The sequence below is a fragment of the Allobosea sp. BE125 genome, assembly GCF_031456075.1.
Taxonomy (GTDB): Bacteria; Pseudomonadota; Alphaproteobacteria; order Rhizobiales; family Beijerinckiaceae; genus Allobosea.
The window spans coordinates 176,238-196,577 of record NZ_JAVDTY010000009.1 but is presented as its reverse complement, the minus strand read 5'-3'; the positions used below and the strand labels follow the sequence as shown (position 1 = coordinate 196,577).

The following is a 20,340-nucleotide window of genomic DNA, read 5'->3' as shown; positions in this document are numbered from 1 at the left end:
CTGATGGCGGTGGCCATTCTCGTCGCTGCTGGCATCCTTGGCGTTGTGATGCGGGCAGCCTCAAGGTCTTCGGCCTCTGCATCGGCCGATCCCCGACAGGATCCTCCCCTCGTGCGCGTCGCGATTGCGAGCCCGGTCTCCGGCGCGGAGCGCCGCTTCACCGGTGCCGTCGCGGCCCGGGTGCAGAGCAATCTGGGCTTCCGCGTTCCCGGCAAGATCGTCGAACGCCTGGTGAATGTCGGCCATGCCGTGGCGGCCGGCCAGCCGTTGCTGCGGATCGACGAGACGGATTTGCGGCTCGCCCTCGCTGCCAAACGCAACGCCGTTGCGGCGGCTCGCGCTGTCCTGGTTCAGGCCCGTGCCGACGAGAAGCGTTATGCCGTTCTGGTCAAGGACGGTTTCGCGGCCAGCCCACAGCGCTATGAACAGGCAAAGGCTGCACTCGACACCGCCGCCGCCCAGCTTGCGGCCGCCGAGGCCGACGAGAAAGTGGCTGAGAACGGATCGAGCTATTCGGTCCTGGTCGCCGACGCCGATGGAATCGTCGTCGAGACCCTCGGTGAGCCGGGCCAGGTCGTAACCGCCGGGCAGACCGTCATCCGGCTGGCCCAGGCCGGCCCGCGCGAGGCGGTCGTGGCGCTGCCTGAGACGATCAGGCCGGCCATCGGTTCTGCGGCCGTGGCCACTCTCTATGGCGCGGAGGCCCGCCGCTACGCGGCTACGCTGCGGCAGCTCTCGGATTCCGCAGATCCCCAGACCCGCACCTATGAAGCGCGCTATGTGCTCGACGGCGAGGCCGCCTCAGCGCCGCTCGGCGCAACCGTGACGATCCGGCTGGCGAGCCAGAGCGGCCGACCCGAAGTTCAGGTGCCATTGGGGGCTATGCTCGATGACGGCCAGAAAACCGGCGTCTGGGTATTCGACGGCACCACTGCGACAGTGCGACTTCAGCCCGTCGGCCTTGTACGTGTGACGAATGAAACTGCCGTGGTCACCGGTCTGAAGTCCGGAGAGCCGGTTGTCTCGCTCGGCGCTCACCTTCTGCAGGACGGTGCTCGCGTACGGATAGCATCTCAGAACAGGGGCAACTGATGAGCCTCAATCTTTCAGCGATCGCCGTACGCGAACGGGCCGTCACCCTGTTCTCGATCATCCTGCTGGTTGCGGCAGGCGCCTATGCGTTCGTGAAGCTTGGGCGAGCCGAAGATCCAAGTTTTACCATCAAGACGTTGACGGTCACATCCGTCTGGCCGGGCGCGACGGCGCGCGAGATGCAGGATCTGGTCGCCGAGCCGCTGGAGAAACGGCTGCAGGAACTCACCTGGTACGACCGGGTGGAGACGACGACACGGCCGGGATATGCCTACCTGACGGTCAACTTGAAGGACGCCACCCCGCCATCACAGGTGCAGGAGGAGTTCTACCAGGCTCGCAAGAAGCTCGCGGACGAAGCCCGCAACCTGCCGCCCGGCGTGCTCGGCCCCTTCGTCAACGATGAATATTCTGACGTCAGCTTCGCCCTTTACGCGCTGAAGGCCAAAGGCATGCCGATGCGGGAACTGGCCCGGCAGGCCGAGACCATCCGCCAGGACCTCCTGCACGTGCCTGGGGTGAAGAAGGTCAACATCCTGGGCGAGCGCCCCGAACAGATCTTCGTCGAGTTTTCCTACACCAAGCTGGCGACTCTCGGCGTCTCGGCCCAGGACATCGTTACCGCCCTGCAGCGGCAGAACGCCGTCACGCCGGCGGGCTCCGTCGACACCAAGGGACCGCGCGTCTTCATTCGGATCGATGGCGCCTATGACGGCGTCCAGGCCATCGCCGATACGCCGATCGTCGCTGGTGGGCGCACGCTGAAGCTGTCCGACATCGCCGATGTCCGCCGCGGGTATGAAGACCCGCCGAGCTTCGTCATCCGGCACCAGGGCGAACCCAGCCTCATGGTCGCCGCGGTCATGCAGGAGGGCTGGGACGGGCTCGCCCTCGGCAAGGCCCTGGAGAGCAAGACCACCTCGATCGCACAGGCGCTGCCGCTCGGGATGTCGCTCGACAAGGTAACGGACCAGGCCGTCAACATTTCCTCGGCCGTCGACGAGTTCATGATGAAGTTCGCGATGGCGCTCGGCGTGGTGCTGCTGGTGAGCTTACTCAGCCTCGGCTGGCGTGTCGGCATCGTCGTCGCCGCGGCTATTCCGCTCACGCTGGCCGTCGTGTTCTTCATCATGCTGGAGACCGGCCGCTTCTTCGACCGGATCACGCTCGGCGCCCTCATTCTGGCGCTCGGCCTTCTCGTCGACGACGCCATCATCGCCATCGAGGTCATGGTGGTGAAGATGGAAGAGGGCATGGACCGCATCAAGGCGGCCTCCTATGCCTGGAGCCATACCGCAGCGCCGATGCTGTCGGGCACGCTGGTGACGATCGCCGGCTTCCTGCCGGTCGGTTTCGCGCCTTCGACGGCCGGCGAGTATGCCGGCAACATCTTCTGGGTCGTGGGCTTCGCTCTCATCGTGTCCTGGATCGTCGCGGTGGTCTTCACGCCCTATCTCGGCGTCAAGATGCTGCCCGAGATCAAGCCGGTCGAAGGCGGTACGCACGCGATCTACGACACGCCGAACTATCGGCGCCTGCGACGGCTCATCACCTTTGCCGTGCGCCACAAGATCCTAACCTGCGCGGTCGTCGGCCTCGCCTTCGTAGCGTCGATCGTCGGCATGGGCGGGCTGAAGCAGCAATTCTTCCCCACCTCCGATCGGCCCGAGGTGCTCGTCGAAGTCCGTCTGCCGGAAGGCAGCAGCATCGAGACGACGACTGCGGCGGTCGAGAAGGTCGAGCGCTGGCTCGAACGACAGTCCGAGGCCAAGATCGTCACGAGCTATGTGGGCCAGGGTGCCCCGCGGTTCTTCCTCGCGCTGTCGCCGGAACTCCCCGATCCGGCTTTCGCCAAGATCGTCGTGCTGACCCCGGACGCCCATGCGCGCGAGGCGCTGAAGCAGCGGTTGCGTGAGGCCATCTCGAACGGGCTCGCGCCCGAGGCTTATGTTCGCGCCACTCAGTTCGTCTTCGGGCCTCCGTCGGTGTTCCCGGTCGAGTTCCGCGTGACCGGGCCCGACGCCTCCGAACTCTACAGGATCTCCGAAAAGGCTCTGGAGGTCATGCGCGGGGTCGCCGACGTCAGGGAGGCCAACCGCGACTGGGGCAATCGCACTCCCGTGCTTCGCTTTGTCCCGGACCAGGATCGGTTGAACCTCATCGGTCTCTCGCCGGCGGAGGTGGGCCAGCAGCTGCAATTCCTCCTCACCGGCATCGCCGTCACGCAGGTCCGCGAGGATATCCGCAACGTACCGGTCGTGGCCCGCAGCGCCGGCGCCGAGCGTCTCGACCCCACCCGCCTCGCCGACTTCTCCCTGATGAGCCGGGACGGCCGCCAGGTCCCGCTCGACCAGATCGGTCGCTCTGAGATCCGCTTGGAGGAACCTATCCTGAAGCGCCGCGACCGGATGCCCACGATTACGGTCCGGTCGGAGATCAACGACGCGACCCAGCCTCCCGAAGTGTCCAAGCAGGTCATGAGCGCCTTGGAGCCGCTGATCGCCGCCCTGCCCACCGGCTACCGCATCGAGATGGGCGGGTCGATCGAGGAGGCAACGAAGGCGAACGACGCGTTGGCGAAGATCTTCCCGGTCATGATCGCGGTCACCTTGATCGTCATCATGCTTCAGGTGCGATCGTTCTCGATGATGGCCATGGTGCTGCTGACCGCGCCGCTCGGCGTGATCGGGTTGGTTCCGACATTGCTGGCCTTCAACCAGCCCTTCGGCTTCAACGCCATCCTCGGGCTGATCGGCTTGGCCGGTATCCTGATGCGGAACACGCTAATCCTGACCGACCAGATCAAGGAGAACCAGATCGCGGGTCTGGACGACTATCACGCCGTGATCGAGGCGACGGTGCAGCGGACGCGGCCGGTGATCCTGACCGCACTCGCCGCCGTGCTTGCCTTCATTCCCCTGACGCATTCCGTCTTCTGGGGATCGATGGCCTACACGCTGATCGGCGGCACCGCCGTCGGCACCGTGCTCATTCTGCTCTTCCTGCCCGCGCTCTATATGGCCTGGTTCCGGATCAAGCCCTCATTGGCAAGCCCCAGCGAGGTCGAAGCCAGATCGAACGCCGGACATTCATTGCTCGCCTATGCGAAGGCGGCCGAATAGGCGATGGACCAGGTTAAATCAGAGCTCGGCTGCGAAGCCGTCACCAGGCACACGGCGTCGATCCAGCGGGCTGGGCAACTTTCTCGCCGACGCCAAAGCTCTGCTTGCTGCCCGTTTCGAGCGTGTATCGCTGGACGATATTGCGCGCCAGGCCCAGTCCAACCGCCTCCATCCACAACTCGGAGCCATCACCATCATGCTCCCGGCGATCTTGCAAACCCAGCCATGGCCTCGGTCACTACGGCAATAGCGCAAGGCGCGATGGCGGGGATCTCCACTCAGCAGTCGATGCTGGCTTGAGAGCAAGCAGCATCGATCACCTAGTTTCGATTTCTTCACACTAGACGGGAATACCGCCATGGAAGTCCTAAAGAAATTTAAGCCGCTAAGCGATGAATTCCCGCTTGAGCGCCAACTCGGCATCGCCGCCGCGCCGATCGTGCTCATCAACATATTCACGGTCGGTTCCGGCGACGAAGCGGGATTCCTGGATGCCTTTATGGCGGCTGGCGAAACCCTGAAGAAGCAGCCGGGCTTCATCTCCACCCAACTGCACCGAGCGATCGGCGATAGCCCAATCTTCCTGAATTATGTGGTGTGGGAATCCACCGAGACGCTCCGCGATGCCTTCGCCCGTCCCGAATTCGTCGCGAAGGTTTCTGCCTATCCGCCATCCGTCGTAGCCACCCCGCACCTGTTCCAGAAGGTCGCCGTCCCCGGCTTTTGTACCGCCTGACTCTGGAAATATGACAAGGCGCGGTGGCAGGTATCGTCGCCGGCAGTCAATACTGCTTTGAGAGCATGGATTGGAGATGACCATGGCCGTCGAACCGGACAGCGCGGGTGTGCGCTTCCCTCCGCCCTTCCTCTATCTGGGAGCGCTGCTACTGGGGCTGGCGGCGGATCGGTTCGTCACCCTGCGCTCTTTCGGCATCGACTGGCGGTTGCTGGTCGCGACGGGCGCGCTGCTGTGCGTTGCCGGCGCGGCGATGATGATTGCGGCGGCGGGGCTGTTCTTGCGGCTGGGCACCAACGTTCCGCCGTCGCGGCCAACGACCCTCATCGCAACGACCGGTCCCTATCGGTGGACCCGCAATCCCATGTATCTCGGCATGGCGCTCAGCTATGCCGGCCTTGCGATCGGCTGCGACGGGCCGATCGCCTTCGCCTTGCTCCCGTTGGTGCTGATCGTGATCCAGACGCAGGTGATCGCCCGCGAGGAGCGCTATCTCGAAGCGAAGTTCGGCGATGACTACCGCCGCTACAAGGCCGAGGTTCGCCGATGGCTCTGACTATTCCGCCGCTGCCGCCTGCGGGGCCGCGAAACCAGCATGGCCGGCATGGCCGCGGGCAATCAAATTCTGAAGGTTGCGGGCCGGTGTCACGGAAAACCGATGGGCCGGCTGACCTCTCAGTACCCCCCGCGCGGGAGGAAGCGCACATGCCCAAGACCAGAAACACCGAAGCCAGCCTCAGCATTTCTTCTCCGACCACTCTTGAAAAAGCCTGACACACATGGAGTTCGAACACGTCACCTTCGACCTGCCACACGGCACCTTTCACGCGTTGCAGGGTGGCGATCCCGATGGTCAACCGACGGTCGTCTTGCATGGTTTCCCGGACCATCCGCCGACCGCGAAGCCCTTCCTTGCCGAGCTCGGCCGTCGCGGACGTCACGTCGTTGCCCCCTGGCTTCGCGGTTACGCGCCGTCCCCGACCGCGGGGCCGTTCGACTTCGCAGCCCTCACCAGCGACGTGCTCGCGCTGATCGACCGCTGGTCTCCGGGGCGAGCCGTGGAGTTGATTGGCCACGACTGGGGCGCCCTGATCACATATGATGCCTGCGTCACCGCGCCGGAGCGGATCGAACGCGCGGTCACGCTCGCAATCCCTCATCCACTCACGTTCATGAGCCGGCTGACGCACCCCGCTCAGCTACGCCGGAGCTGGTACATGGGGCTCTTTCAACTGCCTGGAAGCGGCTGGGTGGCCACCGCCCGCGATCTCGCCCTCATTGACCACCTCTGGCGCCAGTGGTCGCCCGGCTTCTCGCTCGATCCTGCTCTCCAGGCGGAGCTGCACGAGCACTTGCGGGCGAGCATGCCGGCGCCTCTAAAGTACTACCGGGCGATGCTGCGACCCGGCATGCTTGGGGCGACGCGCCGCATGTCTCGGCCGATCACGGTGCCCCTGTTGCAGCTTCACGGTGCCAATGACGGCTGCATCCTCCCCGCGCAGGTCGACGACCGGCATCGGTTCGCCGCCCGGCACGCGATGGAGGTCGTCCCCGACGTCGGTCACTTCCTGCACATCGAGGCCCCCGAGGCGATCGCGGAACGGATCGCGGCATGGGCCGAGTAGCGGATCACTCGTCCAGGCTGAAGTCAGACGAGGGTTGGGAACGGACCTCCGCTTTGTGGTCTGGCAAAAGTCCGCTTCGCGGCGATAGCCCAATGTCAGCTCCGGGCGCATTTTTGCTCGGACAAAGGGGGACGTTCAGTGCCCTTTCCCGATCTTTGGCGCGTCTGCCTCGGGCAGCCATTTTGTTCAGCCCAAAAATGTCTTTCGAGGAGGCCGATAGCGTCTTTTGCCCAGCAATGCATAAACCACCGCGGCGGTGGAAAGTGTCCCTGTCGCGCCAACGAAGGCGATTGAAATCAACTGCCGTCACTGGGAACGGTTGGCGCGGGCGCTACGATGGCGTCGCATCGGCGGGTTCATGCGCTTGAACGACATCTGAGGCCTATTCCAGCGAAATACCGCTGGATCTTACGACCTCCCGCGCTTCTTGATTTCGGCGGCGATGAAGGTGGCATAGTCCTCCGCGCTGCCACCCCCCGGCAGATAGCCCCCAGATTCAAAGCGCTTTTTCATCTTCTCCTCTCGCAAAAACGCGTTTGCGAGAGTGTTCAGCTTCGTAATGATCGGTTGCGGGTACCGGCCGGGGCGGACAGTCTGAACCAGCCCTGTGCCTCGAAGCCCGGGAAGCCGCTCTCGGCAATCGTCGGGGCGTCTGGGTAGAGCGTGCTTCGAACGGGATGGGCGAGGATGATTTCGGTCTTCGGCATGATTGGCTCCTCTTTCTCAGGCGACCGCGCGCAGTGTCTTGACGGCGTCGCCCTGCGGCCTCGCCGGCTCGGCTCCGGCGGCACTAGCCGGGGCGCTCACCGCATCGAGCCGTTCGACTTCCTCTAACGAGAGCGCGAGATCCGTCGCGCCGAGATTGCTCCTCAGTTGATCGAGCGAGCGCGGTCCGATCATGGGGACGGCGTCACGGGCGCCCGCCCAGGCGATGGCGACCTGGTCCGGGCCAACACCGCGCTCTCCGGCAATGGCGAGCACGGTGTCGAGGATGGCGCTGCGCTGGGCTGAATCCTCGGCCTGGAAGACCTTGCCGCCCAGCGCCTCGGCCCTCCCCTTCTCGCCACGGCGATATTTGCCGGTCAGCACGCCGCCACCGAGCGGAGACCATGTGACGACCCCCAAGCCCAGCGCCTCACTCGCAGGGAAGAGGTCGGCCTCCGGCTCGCGGTGAACGAGGCTGTGCTCGAACTGCGCGGCAACGATCGGCACGGAACGCGTCAACTCCGCAAGAGTGACGGCGCGCGCCAGCCGCCAGGCCGGAAAGTTCGAGAGGCCGCCATAAAGGAGCTTGCCCGCCCGAGCGAGGTCGTCAAAACCGCGCACGATTTCCTCCGAAGGCGTCAAGCCATCGGGATGGTGCACCCAGTAAATATCGATCCGGTCGGTCTTCAGCCGCTTCAGACTCGCTTCGACCGAGGCGACCATCGCTTTGCGGCTGTTGCCGGTGACGAGGCGGCTGGCATTTGGGGCCGCACCATTCGTGAATTTCGTTGCCAGCACGAACTCCTCGCGCCGGCCTTGCAGCAATTCGCCGAGCATCGCCTCAGACTGGCCGAACTGGTAGATGTCGGCTGTATCGATGAAATTGCCGCCGGCCTCCGCAAATGCGTCGAGGATGGCGCGGCTTGTCTCGGCATCGGCGCCATGGCCCCAACCTGTGCCGAAATTGGCAGTGCCGAGTGCGATTTCGGAAACCCGCAGGCCTGTGCGGCCAAATAGCTTGTATTTCATGGGATGTGTCCCGGAGTGTGGAGGAGGTTGGGAATATTAGGGGAACTCGCCTGCGGCGGCGGCCGACCTCGGTTGTGGTGATCAGTGCGCGGCAGCCGAACTGCCCTGCCCTTTTCGGGCGAACAGGATCGCAACAGCCGCGATGGCCAGGATGACGCCGATGATCGCGAAGGTGTCGCTGAAGCCCATGACCAAAGCCTGCCGCTTCACCGTTTTGCCGAGCGCGATGACCGCCTGCTGCTGGGCAGCCGCATGATCCGAGACGCCGTGCGACATGAAGTAGCCCGTCATCTGGTCGAGGCGGCCCCTGACCTCCTCGCGGAAGGGCGTGACGGCCTGTCCGATGATGTTTGAATGGAACTGCTCCCGCTTGGTGATGATCGTCCCAAGCACCGCCGTGCCGACCGCACCTCCGAGATTGCGGAGCATGTTGAACAGTCCCGACGCGTTCGCCGCGTCCTTCGGCTGGATGCTCATCATCGCAATCGCCGTCAGCGGGGTGATCACCATCGACTGGCCGACGGCACGGACGACGTTGGGCCAGAACAGCTGGTCGCCGGAATAGTTCAGCGACATATGCGTGTTCATGAAACATGAGGCGGCAAACAGCGCGATGCCGACGAAGGTGATGTAACGGATGTCGAAGCGCTTCATCAGCATTGGGACGAGCGGAATGAGGAGAAGCTGCGGCAGCCCGGTCCACGCCAGGACCATGCCGATCTGCTCGGCGTTATAGCCCTGCACCTGGCCGAGATACTGCGGCAGGACATAGACCGAGCCGAACAGGCCAAACCCGACCAGGACGTTCGACAGCGTGCCGACTGTAAAGTTGCGGTTCCTCAACAGCGAGAGATCGACAAGCGGCTTTTTGACCGTCAGCTCGATCCAGATAAAGGACGCGAGAAACACAGCGGCAATCGCTGCGAGACGGACGATGAAGGTCGACTGGAACCAGTCCTCCTTGTTGCCCTCCTCGAGCAGGGTCTGCAGCGCCGACAGGCCGATCGCCATCGTCGCGATGCCAGCCCAGTCGCCCTCCTTGAGAAGGCCCAGCTGCAACGGCTGCTTTTCGAGCGTCAGTGAAAGCGCGACCACCATCGCGACGCTGGGCAGCGTGTTGATGAAAAAGATCGTCTGCCAGCCGTAGTTCTCGGTGAGGTAGCCGCCGATCGTCGGCCCGATCGCCGGAGCGAATGTCACCGCTAGCGCGAACATGGCCAGGCCCATCGGCTGCTGCGATTTCGGCAGGCGGGTCGCGACCATGGTGAAAGCCATCGGGATGAGCACGCCGCCGGCGAAGCCCTGAAGGCCGCGCATGGCGATCATCTCGCCGAGATTGCTGGCGAAGGCGCAGGCCATCGAGAACAGGGCGAACGCGATCGTGCTCCAGATCATATAGAGCTTGAACGAGAAGACGCGGCTGAGAAAACTCGTCAGCGGGATGACGATGATTTCGCCGATCAGGTAGGACGTCGAGATCCAGGCGCCGTTGTCGATGCCGGTGCCGATGCCTCCCTCGATATCGAGCAGCGAGGCATTGGTGATCTGAATGTTGAGGATCGCCATGAAGGCCCCGATGGCCCCGGCCGTGATCGCGATCCAGGTCGACAAGCTCGCCTTGTCCCCGGTTGACGGGGTCGATGGGGCAACGGTCGGCATCTGCGTAGACATGGCCCAGCTCCTTGCAAGCCGGGCGCGCGGATTACCGCGCGTCCGCCACTGAATTGTTCTTGGAAACCTTGGTATCGATAGTCGGAACGACCGACATTCCAGGTCGCAGGCTGCCAGTAAGGCCGTGGCCGGGATCGAGGACGATCTTGACCGGAACGCGCTGGACGACCTTGGTGAAATTGCCGGTCGCATTGTCGGGCGGAAGCAGGGCGAATTCCTGGCCGCTGGCCGGGGCGATGCTGTCGATATGCCCCTCCACCGTGACACCCGGGAACATGTCGACCTCGATCTCGACCTTCTGACCGGGCTTCACATTGGTCAGCTGTGTTTCCTTGAAATTCGCAACGACATAGGCGTCCGCAACCGGAACAACGGCCATCAGCTGCGTGCCCGCCTGGACATACTGGCCGACCCGAAGCGTCCGGTTTCCGACAACGCCATCCACGGGAGCGAGAACGGCGGTATAGGATAGGTTGAGTTCGGCCTGATGCTGAACGGCTTCGTCATGAGAGACCGTGGCTCTCGCCTGGGCCAGGTCGGCCTTGATCAGATCGACCTGCTTTCGTGCCTGGGCGAGCGAAGCGACATCGCGATCGATCGCAGCACGCGCAGCCGAGATTTTGGCGACCGCCGCCTGGGCGTTCTGCACGGAGCCATAGCCCGTCCTGGCGAGGTTGGCGTAGCGCTCGTTGTCCTGCTCGGCGAAATTCGCGTTGGCCTTGTCGACTTCGACCGTCGCCTTGGCTGTGTCGATCGCAGACTGCTGGGCCTCAAGCTGGGCCAGCTTGCTGGCGACGGCGGCTCGGGCTGCTTCGACGTCGGCCTTTGCCTGATCAAGCGCGACGCGGAAGTCTCGATCGTCGATCCGGGCAAGAGCCTGGCCGGCCTTGACCGGTTCGTTGTCGCGAACCAGCACTTCGCCGATATAGCCGGAGACCTTCGGAGCAATCGTCGTGCTGTCGGTCTTCACATAGGCATCGTCCGTCGAGATCTGAAAGCGACCGACGTTCCAATACCCATGACCCCAATAGCCGATGCCAACGAGCGCGATCAGTGCGACGCCTGCCAGCGCCACGCGGCGCAGGCCGTGGTTGCTGCGAGCTTTTTCCTCTGGCGGCGGCGACAAAGCAGAATCGACCGGCTTTTCAACGGCGGTTACCGGGACAACCCGCTCGCCAGGCACGGCGCGCTCGGCTTTGATGCGATCTTCATGTGTGCTCATCGATCCAGCTCCTACTGGGCGTCGTGATCGGCCGTTTCGTCATTTAGAAAATTGCTATTTTCCAAATAGTCCTTACATTGGCTGTGTCAATGATATTTTGGAAAATAGCCATGCGCCAAAATCACGAGACGGTGAAGCGTTCTCGCGGACGCCCCCAGAAGCGGTGCGATGCCGACACCCTGCATCTCATCGTTGAAGCGGCCGATCGCGAATTTCAGTCGAAGGGCTATGCCGGTACGAGCATCATGACGGTGGCGCAGCACGCCGGTGTCTCGACCAAGACGCTCTACAAGCTCGTCGCCACAAAGGCGGAGTTGTTCGAGCGTACGATCCAGGATCGCATTGGCCGCTTCCTGCTCGATGTGGTCGACGACATCAGCGACGACCTCGATCCGCGAGCCGCGCTTGAGCACATCCTGTTTGCATTCGGCGTCCTGACGCTGAGCCCGGAGACCATCGCGATCACGCGGCTCGTCATCAGCGAGTGCGAGCGGTTTCCCGAGGTCGCACGGGCTTTCTACCAATCAGCCATCGTGCCCGTGAACGGCATCATTGAAGCTTGGCTGACGAGGCAGAAGGACAAAGGTCTCCTGCGCTTTGACGACGTCCACATCACCTCGGGCCTGCTGCGCGGCATGATGATCATGGAGCCGCAGCGCACTGCGATGATGGGACAGCGAAGCGCTCCGCATCGCGACGAGATTGCGCTTCGGGCGAGGCAGTGCGCAGACGTCTTCTACAACGGCTGCAAGGCGTAACCCCAAGGCCCCAGCCCAGCCGAGACGACCCTTCAAGTGACGCCGTTGGCGGCAAGCTTCGTCTCGCCGGCGACGGCTAAGGCGAACAGAACGGGAGCGGATTTTGGGAAAGAAACTGGAGGCAAGTCGATCATCAGGAGAGGTCGCCGGGCCGAGCAAATCCTGGCTTGGACACCAAGATCCTGGACACCAAGATCCTGGACGCCAAAATCCCGAACACCAAGATCAAGGCAGATTGTCCCGCAGGAAGATATCGATCCCGATGCGTTCCTGATCCGCCACCAGCCGATCGCCTGAGCAGTATGCCAGCAGAACGCGCGCCGCCGAGCGCGCTTCGTGACCCGGATCCTGGCTGATGATCGCGTCGATGTCGCCGTGCAGCAGGAAGCGCCGCGTATGCGGCGTCAATTCATGAGCGACCCAGACGATCTCCTGGGCACGACCGGCCTGCTGCAGCGCTGCTGCGATGCCACGGTTGCCGGCGCCCGCATTATAGAGACCGACGAGATCCGTGTGCTGCCGTAACAGGGCCGCTGTCGCTGCCAGCGTTTGCTCGTTGTCGTCGCGCCCCTGTACCGCCGGAAGCATGGTCAGATCAGGAAATTCGCGCGCCATGACCTGATTGAAGCCATAGAGGCGCTCTGCATGGTCGCGTAGCGAAAGCGAACCGGCGACCACAGCGACGACGCCCTGGCGGCCGCGCAGGAAGCGGCCCATCAGCGTCGCCGCTGTGCGTCCGGCAGCGGGATTGTCGATGCCGACATAATGCAGGCGCCGCGCGCTCGGCACGTCGGAGACCAGGGTGACGACGGGGACGCCGCGATCGGTGAGATCGTCGATGGCGGCGCGCACGCGCGGATGGTCGAGCGCGATCGTCGCAACGCCGTGATAGCCGGGCAAGACGCCCTCGAGGACGCGCGCCAGCGCATCGGCATCAAATACGTCGACATGCTCCACATCGATGAAAGCGCGCTGGGCGGCAAGCCACTCGGCGGTGCGCGCAACCTGCTCGCCCAGCATGGTCATGAAGCTGTTGGCTCCGCTGGGCAGTACGAAGAGGAAGCGGAAGTTCTGATTGCGGGCGAGACGGGCGGCTGCGGGATCGGCCCGGTAGCCAAGCCTGGAGACGGCCGCCTCGACCCGCGCGATCGTCTTGTCGCGCACGCCGTCACGGCGGTTGACGACGCGGTCCGCGGTCGCGAGCGACACGCCCGCGGCGCGCGCGACATCCTCCAGCGTCGCCCGGCCGATGACCCCTGCGTCTCCTGCCCCCATTATCGCGCCGCCCAGAGCATCCCGCGCGTCAGCATGGTGCGTATCTCCGGCAGATCCAGCTCATAGGCGCGGTGACCCAGCGAGCAGTAGAACACGCGGCCCTGCCCATAGCGCTTCTTCCACACGACCGGCATCTCGACGCCATCGATCCAGGAGGCATGCTCGCCGCTGAACCGCGTCGTCGCCAGGACCTCGTTGGCGGGGTCGACATGCATGTAGTACTGCTCCGAACGGTGCTCGAAACCGGAAATGCCAGCCATGATCGGGTCATCGGGCCTCGTAATATCGACCTTGTAGTCGATGATGTTGCCGGGATGGGCAACCCACTGGCCGCCGCACATGAACTGGTAGTCCACAGAATCGCGAAACGCGTCGCACATGCCGCCATGATGGCCGGCCAGCCCGACGCCGCCGCGGACGGCATCGCACAGCGCCAGCGCCTCCGGCTTCTCGATCTTCGACATCGTGTAGATCGGCACGATCAGGGAGAGATCGCGGATCGCGGGATCGAGGAAGGCTTCCGTCGACGTCTCGACGCGCACCTCGAAACCCTCAGTCTTCAGCCAGCCCCTCATCATCGAGGCGCAGAGATCGGGATCGTGACCCGCCCAGCCGCCCCATACGATCATCGCCTTGCGCATTCCAGTTGTCCTTTGCTTCAGTCGATCTGGCCGGTCACGCGCCCGGCGGGCAGAGGCGCCGGTCTCTCGACACGGCTCTCGATTTTGATCCGGCGCCCCTCATCGGCCGATTTCTGGAATGCCTCCATCACCTCGAGGACGTGGAAGGCGAGTGCGCCGCTGGCGCGATGCGGGCGGCCTGCAATGATCGCGGCGGCCATGTCGGCAACGCCGATCGAGCGGAACTCGCCATCGGCATGGCCATGCGAAAGGGCAACCGATTCCCAACTGCCCCGCGGCTTGGCGATCTTGACCTCGCCGCCGAACTTGTTCGGATCGGGCACCAGCAGGCTTGCCTTGTCACCGTGGATCTCGATCGGCGAATGGGTGTGCTGAGGCACGTCGAAGCTCATCGTGATCGAGACCACGGCGCCGCTCTCGAACTCCAGCGTCCCGGCGACATGGGTTTCGACCTCGACCGGGATCAGCGCGCCGTTCATCGGCTGGCTGGTGACCAGCCTCTCGGAGCGCGGCCGCGCCGTCGAGCCCATCACGCCGGCCACGGGCCCCAGCAACTGCACCAGATCCGTGATGTAGTAGGGCCCCATGTCGAGCATCGGGCCGCCGCCGCGCAGATAGTAGAAGCCCGGCGCCGGATGCCAGCTCTCATGGCCGGGGCAGCCGAAAAAGGCGCTGCCGGCGACCGGCGTGCCGATCGCGCCATCGTCGATCAGCTTTCGCGCGGTCTGGTGGCCACCGCCGAGGAAGGTGTCCGGCGCGCAGCCGACGCGCAGATCTTTCTGGGCGGCGAGATCCATGACCTTGCGGGCCTCGAGCGTATTGATGCCAAGCGGCTTCTCGGAGTGGACATGCTTGCCGGCGTTGAGCACCGCGAGGCTGACATCGGTATGGGCCAGCGGCACGGTCAGATTGACGACGATCTCGACGTCGTCGCGCTTGAGGAGCTCGCCCACGCGCAGCCCGGGCACGCCGAACTCGGCGCCGCGCTTCTCCGCAGCAGTGCTGCGCATATCTGCGACGGCCTTGAGCTCCACCATCGGAAACTGCCTGATCGCCTCGAGATATTTCGTGCTGATGTTGCCGCAGCCGATGACGCCGATTCCGACTTTGCGCATTCTTGTCTCCATAGCTGATGTCCAAGGCCGTTTATTCGAGACGCGTCAGCCCTTGACCGCACCGGCGGTGAGACCCGCGACGATGTGCTTCTGGGCAAAGATGAAGAGCAGGATCGTCGGCAGCAGGGTCAGCGTGATGAACGCCAGGATCAGGTGCCATTCCGACGAGAATTCGCCCTGATAGATCATGATGCCGAGCGGCCAGGGATAAAGCTGTTCGGAATTCAGCATCACCAGAGGCAGCAGGTAGCTGTTCCAGCTGTGGACGAAGGTGATGGTGCCGACGGTCGCGAGAATCGGCCGCGACAGAGGCAGCGTCACATGACGGAAGAAGGCGAAGTAGCTGCAGCCATCGACGAGCGCCGCCTCCAGCAGTTCGTGGGGCAGATCCTTGAAGAAGCGCCGCAGGAGCAGGATGCTCATGGCCAGGCTGAAGGCGACCTGAGGCAGAATGACGCCGAAATAATTGTCCAGCAGGCCGAGATCGCGAACCTTGATGAACAGCGGCAGGATGGCGGTGGCGGCCGGGAACAACAGTCCCATGGTGAGGTAGCTCAGCAGCATGGAGCTGCCGAAGAAATGGATGTGAGCGAAGGCGAAGGCCGCCATCGACGCCACGATCAGCGTCAGGACGACAGTGAAGCTCCCGATCACCAACGAGTTCCACAGCAACTGCCAGTAGCGTTTGGATAACAGGATGCCCGTGTAGTTCTGCCACTCCCACGTCTGCGGCAGGCCGAACGGATTGGTGCGCAGCTCACCAAGCGTCTTGAAGCCGCCGAGCAAGGTCGCCAGCAGCGGCACGGCGACGAATGCCGCCACCAGCGCGAGGAACAGCACCTTGTAGACCAGGACGAGATCAAGCGGCCGGCGGCCAGCGACGGATGTGTCACTCATCGCGCATGAACCAGCGTTTGTAGGTGATGGCGAAGGTCACGCAGATCACGAACAGGATCACGCCGATGGCGCTGCCATAGCCGACGCGCATGCGCGAGACGCCGTGGTTGTAAAGGAAACTGACCATCGTGTTGGAGGAGTCGGCCGGCCCGCCCCGGGTCAGCGGCATGACGAGGTCGAAGAGCTGCAGTGAGCCGACGACGGCGAAGAACACCGAGAGGCGGATCGTCGGGTAAAGCAGCGGGACCACGACATGGCGCAGCACCTGCCAGCGCGAGGCACCGTCGATCCGCGCCGCCTCGACCAGATTGCGGTCCATGCCCTGCAGCGCGGCGATGAACAGCATCATGTGGAAGCCGAAATACTTCCAGATGACGACGACCAGGATGGCCAGCATCGAGGTCTGCGTGCTGGCGAGCAGGTGCGGCGCCTCGGCCCCAAACGTCCTGTAGACGGATGCGAGAAGCCCATAATTGCCGTCATAGATGAAGCTGAAGATCAGGCCGGTCGCGACCTCGGCCAGCACATAGGGCAGGAAGAACAGCATGCGCAGCGCCACCGAGCCGCGAAACTTCTCGGCGAGGATGAGAGCCAGCGTCAGCGCCAGAGGCAGCTGGATCACCAGCGACACCGCGATGATCAGCAGGTTGTTGCGAAACGCCGTGCCGAAGCCGCGCGTATCGAAGACGAAGCGGTAATTGTCGAAGCCGATCCAGCGCGTCGGGCTGCCAAACCCGTTCCAGTTGAAGCCGGAATACCAGGCGGCCTCGCCGATCGGCAGCACCACGAATAGCGTGAAGAGCAGCAATGCCGGCGGCAGGAACAGCAGGAGCGAGGCGAGGCGCCCGTCGCTCGCCGCTCTCCGGCGAGCGCTGGACGCTGCAGGCTTGCCGCTCATGATGGCCGCTGCGCTGTGTTGAGACATCGATGTCGCTCGCAGGTTGACGCGCCCGGGCCGGTCTCAATTGCCTTGCTTGCTCAATTGCCTTGCTTGAAGGCGTCCTGGATCGCTTTGGCGGCCTGTTTCGGCGTCATCGAGCCGCCGGCGATCTCGGCCGTCGCGTCATTCACCACCCGGCCGACCGAGGGACCCAGATCCTGGTCGTAGAAATTCTGGTGGTACTGGGACGCGGCGATGTTCTTGGCGACGTTCTGCATGAAGGCGGCGCTCAGGGCTGCTTCCGCCCCCTTGAAGGTCGGGATGATGAAGTTCTGCTTGGCGAGCTCGCGCTGGACCTCGTCCGAGATGAAGAACTTGACGAATTCGACGGCCTCCTTCGGCGCGCCCTTGGTGATGATCCAGCCATTGACGCCGCCGAGCGTGTCGGACGGCCGGCCCTTGGCGCCGGCGGGCATCGGGAAGTCAAACCAGCCCAGCTTCTCCTCGGAGATGCCCTTCTTGTCGGCCGCCAGCGCGCGCTGCGTCGCCGAGTGACTGGAGATCGCGAGGTTCATCGCGGCCTTGCCATCACCGAAGAAGCCGAGCGCCTGCTGGTTCTTGAAGCCGAGGAAGCCATTCTGGAACGGCTCGAGATCGACAAGCTGCTTCATCAGCTCGCCGGCCTTCTGGAAGGTCTCGCCTTCAAAGCCGCCATTCTGGCCCTTGAGCGCGGCCTCGAAGGCCGGCTTGCCGCCGAGCCGGACCGCGAGATGCGTCCAGTAGAAATGCAGCGGCCACTTGTCCTGCCCGCCAACGGCGATCGGCGTGACACCGGCAGCCTTGAGCGTCTTCACCGCGGCCAGGAGGTCGTCCCAGGTCTTGATCGCGCCGCCGTCGACGCCAGCCTTGGCGAAGAGGTCCTTGTTGTACATGAACCCGACCTGCGAGACCGTGTAAGGCAGGCCGTAGAGCTTGCCATCGATCGCGAAGGCTGCGACTGCGCCTGCCGACAGATTGTCCTTGTAGGCGCCGACGCCGGCGGTGACATCCTCCAGCACGCCAGCCTCGACCTGGGCTTTCAGCACGCCGCCGGCCCAGGAATAGAGAATGTGCGGCCGGTCCTTGGACTGCAGGATGGTCGGAAGCTTGGCCTTGTAGGCCTCGTTTTCGAGGAACTGCATCTCGACCTTGACGCCGGCGTTCTTGGCCTCGAAGCGCCGCGCGACCTCCTCCCAGATCTTCACCTGGGCGGGGTTCTGCTCGAGGTGGAGCCAGCGGACGGTGGTCTGCGCGGCCGCTGCGCCGGCGGCCAATGTCAATCCTGCGGCGGCGAGCGCCAGCCTCGTGAGAAATCGCATCGCATCCTCCCAATCCCGTCTGTCTGCGGGTTGACGCAAACCTAACTCAAATTCTGAGGTACGCAACTCAGAAAATGCGTTGCATGACCGCTCGGCAGATGCTTTCGTCGGTTTTGCAACTGACTGGCCGCTCAGCAGAACCGGGCCGAGCGGTCAGCGCCAATGCATGTCGGAGGAGATGATGTCTGCCGTATATCGCGATCTTGCCGGCAAGGTGGTTCTGGTCACAGGCGGCGCTTCAGGCATCGGCGCGGCGATCTCGCGCCGATTTGCCGAGCAGGGATCGACCGTGGTGCTGTTCGACATCATGCGCGACACCGGCGAGGCGCTGGCGCGGGAACTGGGTGCGGCTGGATTGGCGGCGCATTTCCAGCCTGTCGACCTGACCGACATCCCGGCACTGAGGGCCGGCATCGAACAGGCGCGCGCGCTCCACGGGCCGATAGACATCCTCGTGAACAATGCGGCCCATGATGAGCGGCATGCGACCGAGGAGGTCACGCCGGAGTACTGGGATGATCGGATCGCGGTCAATCTGAAGCACCAGTTCTTTGCAGCACAAGCGGTGCTGCCGGATATGAAGGCGGCCAATGGCGGCGCCATCATCAACTTCGGATCGACCTCCTGGATGGCGGGTCAAGGCGGCATGGCCGCCTACACCGCCAGCAAATCCGGCGTGATCGGCCTCACCCGCTCGCTGGCGCGCGATTACGGCGCCTACAACATCCGCGTGAACGCCATCGCGCCCGGCTGGATCATGACCGAGCGACAGATCGAGAAATGGCTGACGCCGGAGAGCGAGGCCGAGCTGATGCGGCGGCAATGCCTCAAGCGCCGGCTGACGCCGGACGAATTGGCGAAGTTCACCGTATTCCTCGCATCGGATGAGGCGTCGGCCTGCACCGCGCAGCATTATGTCGTGGATGGCGGGTGGGTCTAGATCTGCCCCCTGCCCGCCTTGCCCACGTCTGGCGCAGCCAGCGCATAAGCCACGATATCTGGAGCAGCGGCACGGTCTTGCCTGGGCTGGGCTTCCGAAATTCGCCCCGTTGCGGACTCCGGCAAGGTCCGCTTCCCGGCAATTCGGCTCGATGGCTATCCCGATCGTGACTTTCCGCCATGTGACGGCTGCAAAACCTGGCAACCGCTATCGAGGTCGACATTGTTCGTTATCGCTTTGCAAAGTGCGGCGCCAAGGCTCTGGGTTTGGCTGTTGTTGCGTTGCAGGAGCACGATGTTTCGAACGAGTTGGGGCTCGCCGAACGGCAGGCAGGTCAGAGCCAGTCTGCTGACGACGTTATCGGACAGGGCGATGACCGAAGCGCCCAGCCCCTTTTCCACCATCTTGATGATGACCTCCTGGCTATCGAGAACCATCTCCTCGCGAACAGGAATGCTCAGGCGCCGGAGCTCACGCTCGACCATACGCCCGGCCCAGGCGCGCCCGTCGAACCGGATGAAGGGGAACTGCAGGAGAAGTTCACGCGCGTTTTTGTCATCGTTTCCGGCGGGCGCGATCACCCAGAACCGGTCGGCGTAGAGCGGCGTCCAGACGAGATCGGCCGGATGTGGCCGGACCGGTTCGGTCGTCACGGCCGCGTCGAGGTCGCCGGCTGCGACCTTGCTCGCGAGTTCGGCGGACATGCCGGCTGAAACATGGACGCGTACGCGCGGATGCGTTCGGTTGAGCGCGATGAGCGAGTTCGGAAGCGGGCCCGACAGCGCCGTCTGGATGGCGCCGATCCTCAGCCGGCCAGCCAATGACCGCTCATTGCTGAGGTCCTGCGCGATTCCATCGTAAAGCCCGAGGACCTCTTCCGCCTTGGCCAGAACGATCCTGCCGGTTTCGGTCAATGTCGGATAGCGCCGGGTTCGGTCGAAGAGCCGTGTACCGAACTCAGCCTCCATCTCCTTGACCTGCAGGCTCACCGCGGACTGCGTCAGCCCCATGGATTCCCCTGCCCGGGCAAAGGAACCATGCAACGCAATGGCTCTGAGAATGCGCAGCCTCCGCAGCGACATTGGCGATCCTTCATCGGGAGGGGCGCCCGAACAACGCGTGGTCGACCCCGTTTAATCAGATAAACTCATGGTATGGTAGATATTTAAGAATTTCTTCTTGTCTAAGCGGCCGGCTATGAGGAGTGCGTCTCACCAGATCGCGAGTTCGCCTATGTCCTCATTCAACGCCCTGAAGAATGGTCCCGTTGTCAA

General features: G+C 63.8%; 18 protein-coding genes and 1 pseudogene. 8 read left to right on the top strand and 11 right to left on the bottom strand.

Translation table 11 applies throughout. From position 1 onward, the window contains the following. Positions 1 to 48 precede the first annotated feature (48 nt). The 6 genes and pseudogenes from J2Y55_RS20280 to J2Y55_RS20255 all read left to right on the top strand — a co-directional run bounded on the left by J2Y55_RS20280 (position 49) and on the right by J2Y55_RS20255 (position 6,575). On the top strand, positions 49 to 1,092 hold the full coding sequence (locus J2Y55_RS20280) for an efflux RND transporter periplasmic adaptor subunit (protein ID WP_404978988.1): 1,044 nt from the start codon (positions 49 to 51) through the stop codon (positions 1,090 to 1,092). Then, a complete protein-coding gene (locus J2Y55_RS20275) occupies positions 1,092 to 4,214 on the top strand; it encodes an efflux RND transporter permease subunit (protein ID WP_310157282.1) in 3,123 nt (1,040 codons plus the stop codon). The genes J2Y55_RS20280 and J2Y55_RS20275 overlap by 1 nt, the downstream gene beginning before the upstream one ends. Before the next feature lie 195 nt (positions 4,215 to 4,409). Next, positions 4,410 to 4,514: pseudogene (locus J2Y55_RS20270) on the top strand (NAD(P)/FAD-dependent oxidoreductase); the annotation flags it as partial. Between the two features lie 58 nt (positions 4,515 to 4,572). After that, positions 4,573 to 4,950, top strand: a complete 378-nt coding sequence (locus J2Y55_RS20265) for an antibiotic biosynthesis monooxygenase family protein (protein WP_310157279.1) — start codon at positions 4,573 to 4,575, stop codon at positions 4,948 to 4,950. Between the two features lie 82 nt (positions 4,951 to 5,032). Beyond that, positions 5,033 to 5,506 (top strand): methyltransferase family protein, encoded by a 474-nt coding sequence (locus J2Y55_RS20260; protein ID WP_310157277.1) that lies wholly within the window; start codon positions 5,033 to 5,035, stop codon positions 5,504 to 5,506. Between the two features lie 223 nt (positions 5,507 to 5,729). Next, on the top strand, positions 5,730 to 6,575 hold the full coding sequence (locus tag J2Y55_RS20255) for an alpha/beta fold hydrolase (protein ID WP_310157275.1): 846 nt from the start codon (positions 5,730 to 5,732) through the stop codon (positions 6,573 to 6,575). 548 nt (positions 6,576 to 7,123) lie between these two features. On the opposite strand, the gene J2Y55_RS20250 is transcribed toward J2Y55_RS20255, so the two are convergent. The 4 genes from J2Y55_RS20250 to J2Y55_RS20235 form a co-directional block, all read right to left on the bottom strand. Beyond that, positions 7,124 to 7,282: a tripartite tricarboxylate transporter substrate-binding protein gene (locus tag J2Y55_RS20250; RefSeq protein WP_310157273.1), complete on the bottom strand. Its 159-nt coding sequence runs from the start codon at positions 7,280 to 7,282 to the stop codon at positions 7,124 to 7,126. Between the two features lie 16 nt (positions 7,283 to 7,298). Continuing rightward, positions 7,299 to 8,309 carry an aldo/keto reductase gene (locus tag J2Y55_RS20245; RefSeq protein ID WP_310157271.1) on the bottom strand — a complete coding sequence of 337 codons (1,011 nt, stop codon included), beginning with the start codon at positions 8,307 to 8,309 and terminating at the stop codon, positions 7,299 to 7,301. A gap of 81 nt (positions 8,310 to 8,390) precedes the next feature. Beyond that, complete coding sequence (locus tag J2Y55_RS20240; protein ID WP_310157269.1) at positions 8,391 to 9,980, bottom strand: MDR family MFS transporter; 1,590 nt, start codon at positions 9,978 to 9,980, stop codon at positions 8,391 to 8,393. 31 nt (positions 9,981 to 10,011) lie between these two features. Further along, entirely contained in the window at positions 10,012 to 11,202 is a 1,191-nt protein-coding gene (locus J2Y55_RS20235; RefSeq protein WP_310157266.1) for an HlyD family secretion protein, read from the bottom strand. Between the two features lie 110 nt (positions 11,203 to 11,312). Here J2Y55_RS20235 and J2Y55_RS20230 point away from each other — a divergent pair, with 110 nt between their 5' ends. Continuing rightward, positions 11,313 to 11,960, top strand: a complete 648-nt coding sequence (locus tag J2Y55_RS20230) for a TetR/AcrR family transcriptional regulator (RefSeq protein WP_310157264.1) — start codon at positions 11,313 to 11,315, stop codon at positions 11,958 to 11,960. A 225-nt stretch (positions 11,961 to 12,185) separates the two neighbouring features. Here J2Y55_RS20230 and J2Y55_RS20225 read toward each other — a convergent pair whose 3' ends face one another. The 6 genes from J2Y55_RS20225 to J2Y55_RS20200 all read right to left on the bottom strand — a co-directional run bounded on the left by J2Y55_RS20225 (position 12,186) and on the right by J2Y55_RS20200 (position 18,126). Further along, positions 12,186 to 13,235, bottom strand: coding sequence for a LacI family DNA-binding transcriptional regulator (locus tag J2Y55_RS20225; protein WP_310157262.1), 1,050 nt, complete (start codon positions 13,233 to 13,235; stop codon positions 12,186 to 12,188). Beyond that, complete coding sequence (locus J2Y55_RS20220) at positions 13,235 to 13,876, bottom strand: ThuA domain-containing protein (RefSeq protein ID WP_310157260.1); 642 nt, start codon at positions 13,874 to 13,876, stop codon at positions 13,235 to 13,237. The genes J2Y55_RS20225 and J2Y55_RS20220 overlap by 1 nt, the downstream gene beginning before the upstream one ends. A 17-nt stretch (positions 13,877 to 13,893) precedes the next feature. Continuing rightward, the gene (locus J2Y55_RS20215) at positions 13,894 to 14,991 is read right to left on the bottom strand and encodes a Gfo/Idh/MocA family protein (protein ID WP_310157258.1); all 1,098 of its coding nucleotides are present in this window, start codon (positions 14,989 to 14,991) and stop codon (positions 13,894 to 13,896) included. A gap of 45 nt (positions 14,992 to 15,036) precedes the next feature. After that, positions 15,037 to 15,888, bottom strand: coding sequence for a carbohydrate ABC transporter permease (locus J2Y55_RS20210; protein WP_310157256.1), 852 nt, complete (start codon positions 15,886 to 15,888; stop codon positions 15,037 to 15,039). Further along, complete coding sequence (locus J2Y55_RS20205) at positions 15,881 to 16,786, bottom strand: carbohydrate ABC transporter permease (RefSeq protein WP_404978987.1); 906 nt, start codon at positions 16,784 to 16,786, stop codon at positions 15,881 to 15,883. The genes J2Y55_RS20210 and J2Y55_RS20205 overlap by 8 nt, the downstream gene beginning before the upstream one ends. Positions 16,787 to 16,866: 80 nt before the next feature. Further along, a complete protein-coding gene (locus tag J2Y55_RS20200) occupies positions 16,867 to 18,126 on the bottom strand; it encodes an extracellular solute-binding protein (RefSeq protein WP_310157251.1) in 1,260 nt (419 codons plus the stop codon). A gap of 181 nt (positions 18,127 to 18,307) precedes the next feature. Between J2Y55_RS20200 and J2Y55_RS20195 the strand changes: the two genes are divergently transcribed. After that, positions 18,308 to 19,066 carry an SDR family NAD(P)-dependent oxidoreductase gene (locus J2Y55_RS20195; protein WP_310157249.1) on the top strand — a complete coding sequence of 253 codons (759 nt, stop codon included), beginning with the start codon at positions 18,308 to 18,310 and terminating at the stop codon, positions 19,064 to 19,066. A 155-nt stretch (positions 19,067 to 19,221) separates the two neighbouring features. On the opposite strand, the gene J2Y55_RS20190 is transcribed toward J2Y55_RS20195, so the two are convergent. Continuing rightward, positions 19,222 to 20,148 carry a LysR family transcriptional regulator gene (locus tag J2Y55_RS20190; protein ID WP_310157247.1) on the bottom strand — a complete coding sequence of 309 codons (927 nt, stop codon included), beginning with the start codon at positions 20,146 to 20,148 and terminating at the stop codon, positions 19,222 to 19,224. Positions 20,149 to 20,340 lie beyond the last annotated feature (192 nt).

Coding starts and splice junctions, on each gene's coding strand:
- J2Y55_RS20200 (WP_310157251.1), bottom strand. CDS start 18,126: ATGCGATTTCTCACGAGGCTGGCGCTCGCCGCCGCAGGATTGACATTG.
- J2Y55_RS20205 (WP_404978987.1), bottom strand. CDS start 16,786: ATGAGCGGCAAGCCTGCAGCGTCCAGCGCTCGCCGGAGAGCGGCGAGC.
- J2Y55_RS20220 (WP_310157260.1), bottom strand. CDS start 13,876: ATGCGCAAGGCGATGATCGTATGGGGCGGCTGGGCGGGTCACGATCCC.
- J2Y55_RS20265 (WP_310157279.1), top strand. CDS start 4,573: ATGGAAGTCCTAAAGAAATTTAAGCCGCTAAGCGATGAATTCCCGCTT.
- J2Y55_RS20210 (WP_310157256.1), bottom strand. CDS start 15,888: ATGAGTGACACATCCGTCGCTGGCCGCCGGCCGCTTGATCTCGTCCTG.
- J2Y55_RS20215 (WP_310157258.1), bottom strand. CDS start 14,991: ATGCGCAAAGTCGGAATCGGCGTCATCGGCTGCGGCAACATCAGCACG.
- J2Y55_RS20255 (WP_310157275.1), top strand. CDS start 5,730: ATGGAGTTCGAACACGTCACCTTCGACCTGCCACACGGCACCTTTCAC.
- J2Y55_RS20280 (WP_404978988.1), top strand. CDS start 49: ATGCGGGCAGCCTCAAGGTCTTCGGCCTCTGCATCGGCCGATCCCCGA.
- J2Y55_RS20230 (WP_310157264.1), top strand. CDS start 11,313: ATGCGCCAAAATCACGAGACGGTGAAGCGTTCTCGCGGACGCCCCCAG.
- J2Y55_RS20235 (WP_310157266.1), bottom strand. CDS start 11,202: ATGAGCACACATGAAGATCGCATCAAAGCCGAGCGCGCCGTGCCTGGC.
- J2Y55_RS20240 (WP_310157269.1), bottom strand. CDS start 9,980: ATGTCTACGCAGATGCCGACCGTTGCCCCATCGACCCCGTCAACCGGG.
- J2Y55_RS20225 (WP_310157262.1), bottom strand. CDS start 13,235: ATGGGGGCAGGAGACGCAGGGGTCATCGGCCGGGCGACGCTGGAGGAT.
- J2Y55_RS20275 (WP_310157282.1), top strand. CDS start 1,092: ATGAGCCTCAATCTTTCAGCGATCGCCGTACGCGAACGGGCCGTCACC.
- J2Y55_RS20245 (WP_310157271.1), bottom strand. CDS start 8,309: ATGAAATACAAGCTATTTGGCCGCACAGGCCTGCGGGTTTCCGAAATC.
- J2Y55_RS20250 (WP_310157273.1), bottom strand. CDS start 7,282: ATGCCGAAGACCGAAATCATCCTCGCCCATCCCGTTCGAAGCACGCTC.
- J2Y55_RS20260 (WP_310157277.1), top strand. CDS start 5,033: ATGGCCGTCGAACCGGACAGCGCGGGTGTGCGCTTCCCTCCGCCCTTC.
- J2Y55_RS20190 (WP_310157247.1), bottom strand. CDS start 20,148: ATGTCGCTGCGGAGGCTGCGCATTCTCAGAGCCATTGCGTTGCATGGT.
- J2Y55_RS20195 (WP_310157249.1), top strand. CDS start 18,308: ATGTCTGCCGTATATCGCGATCTTGCCGGCAAGGTGGTTCTGGTCACA.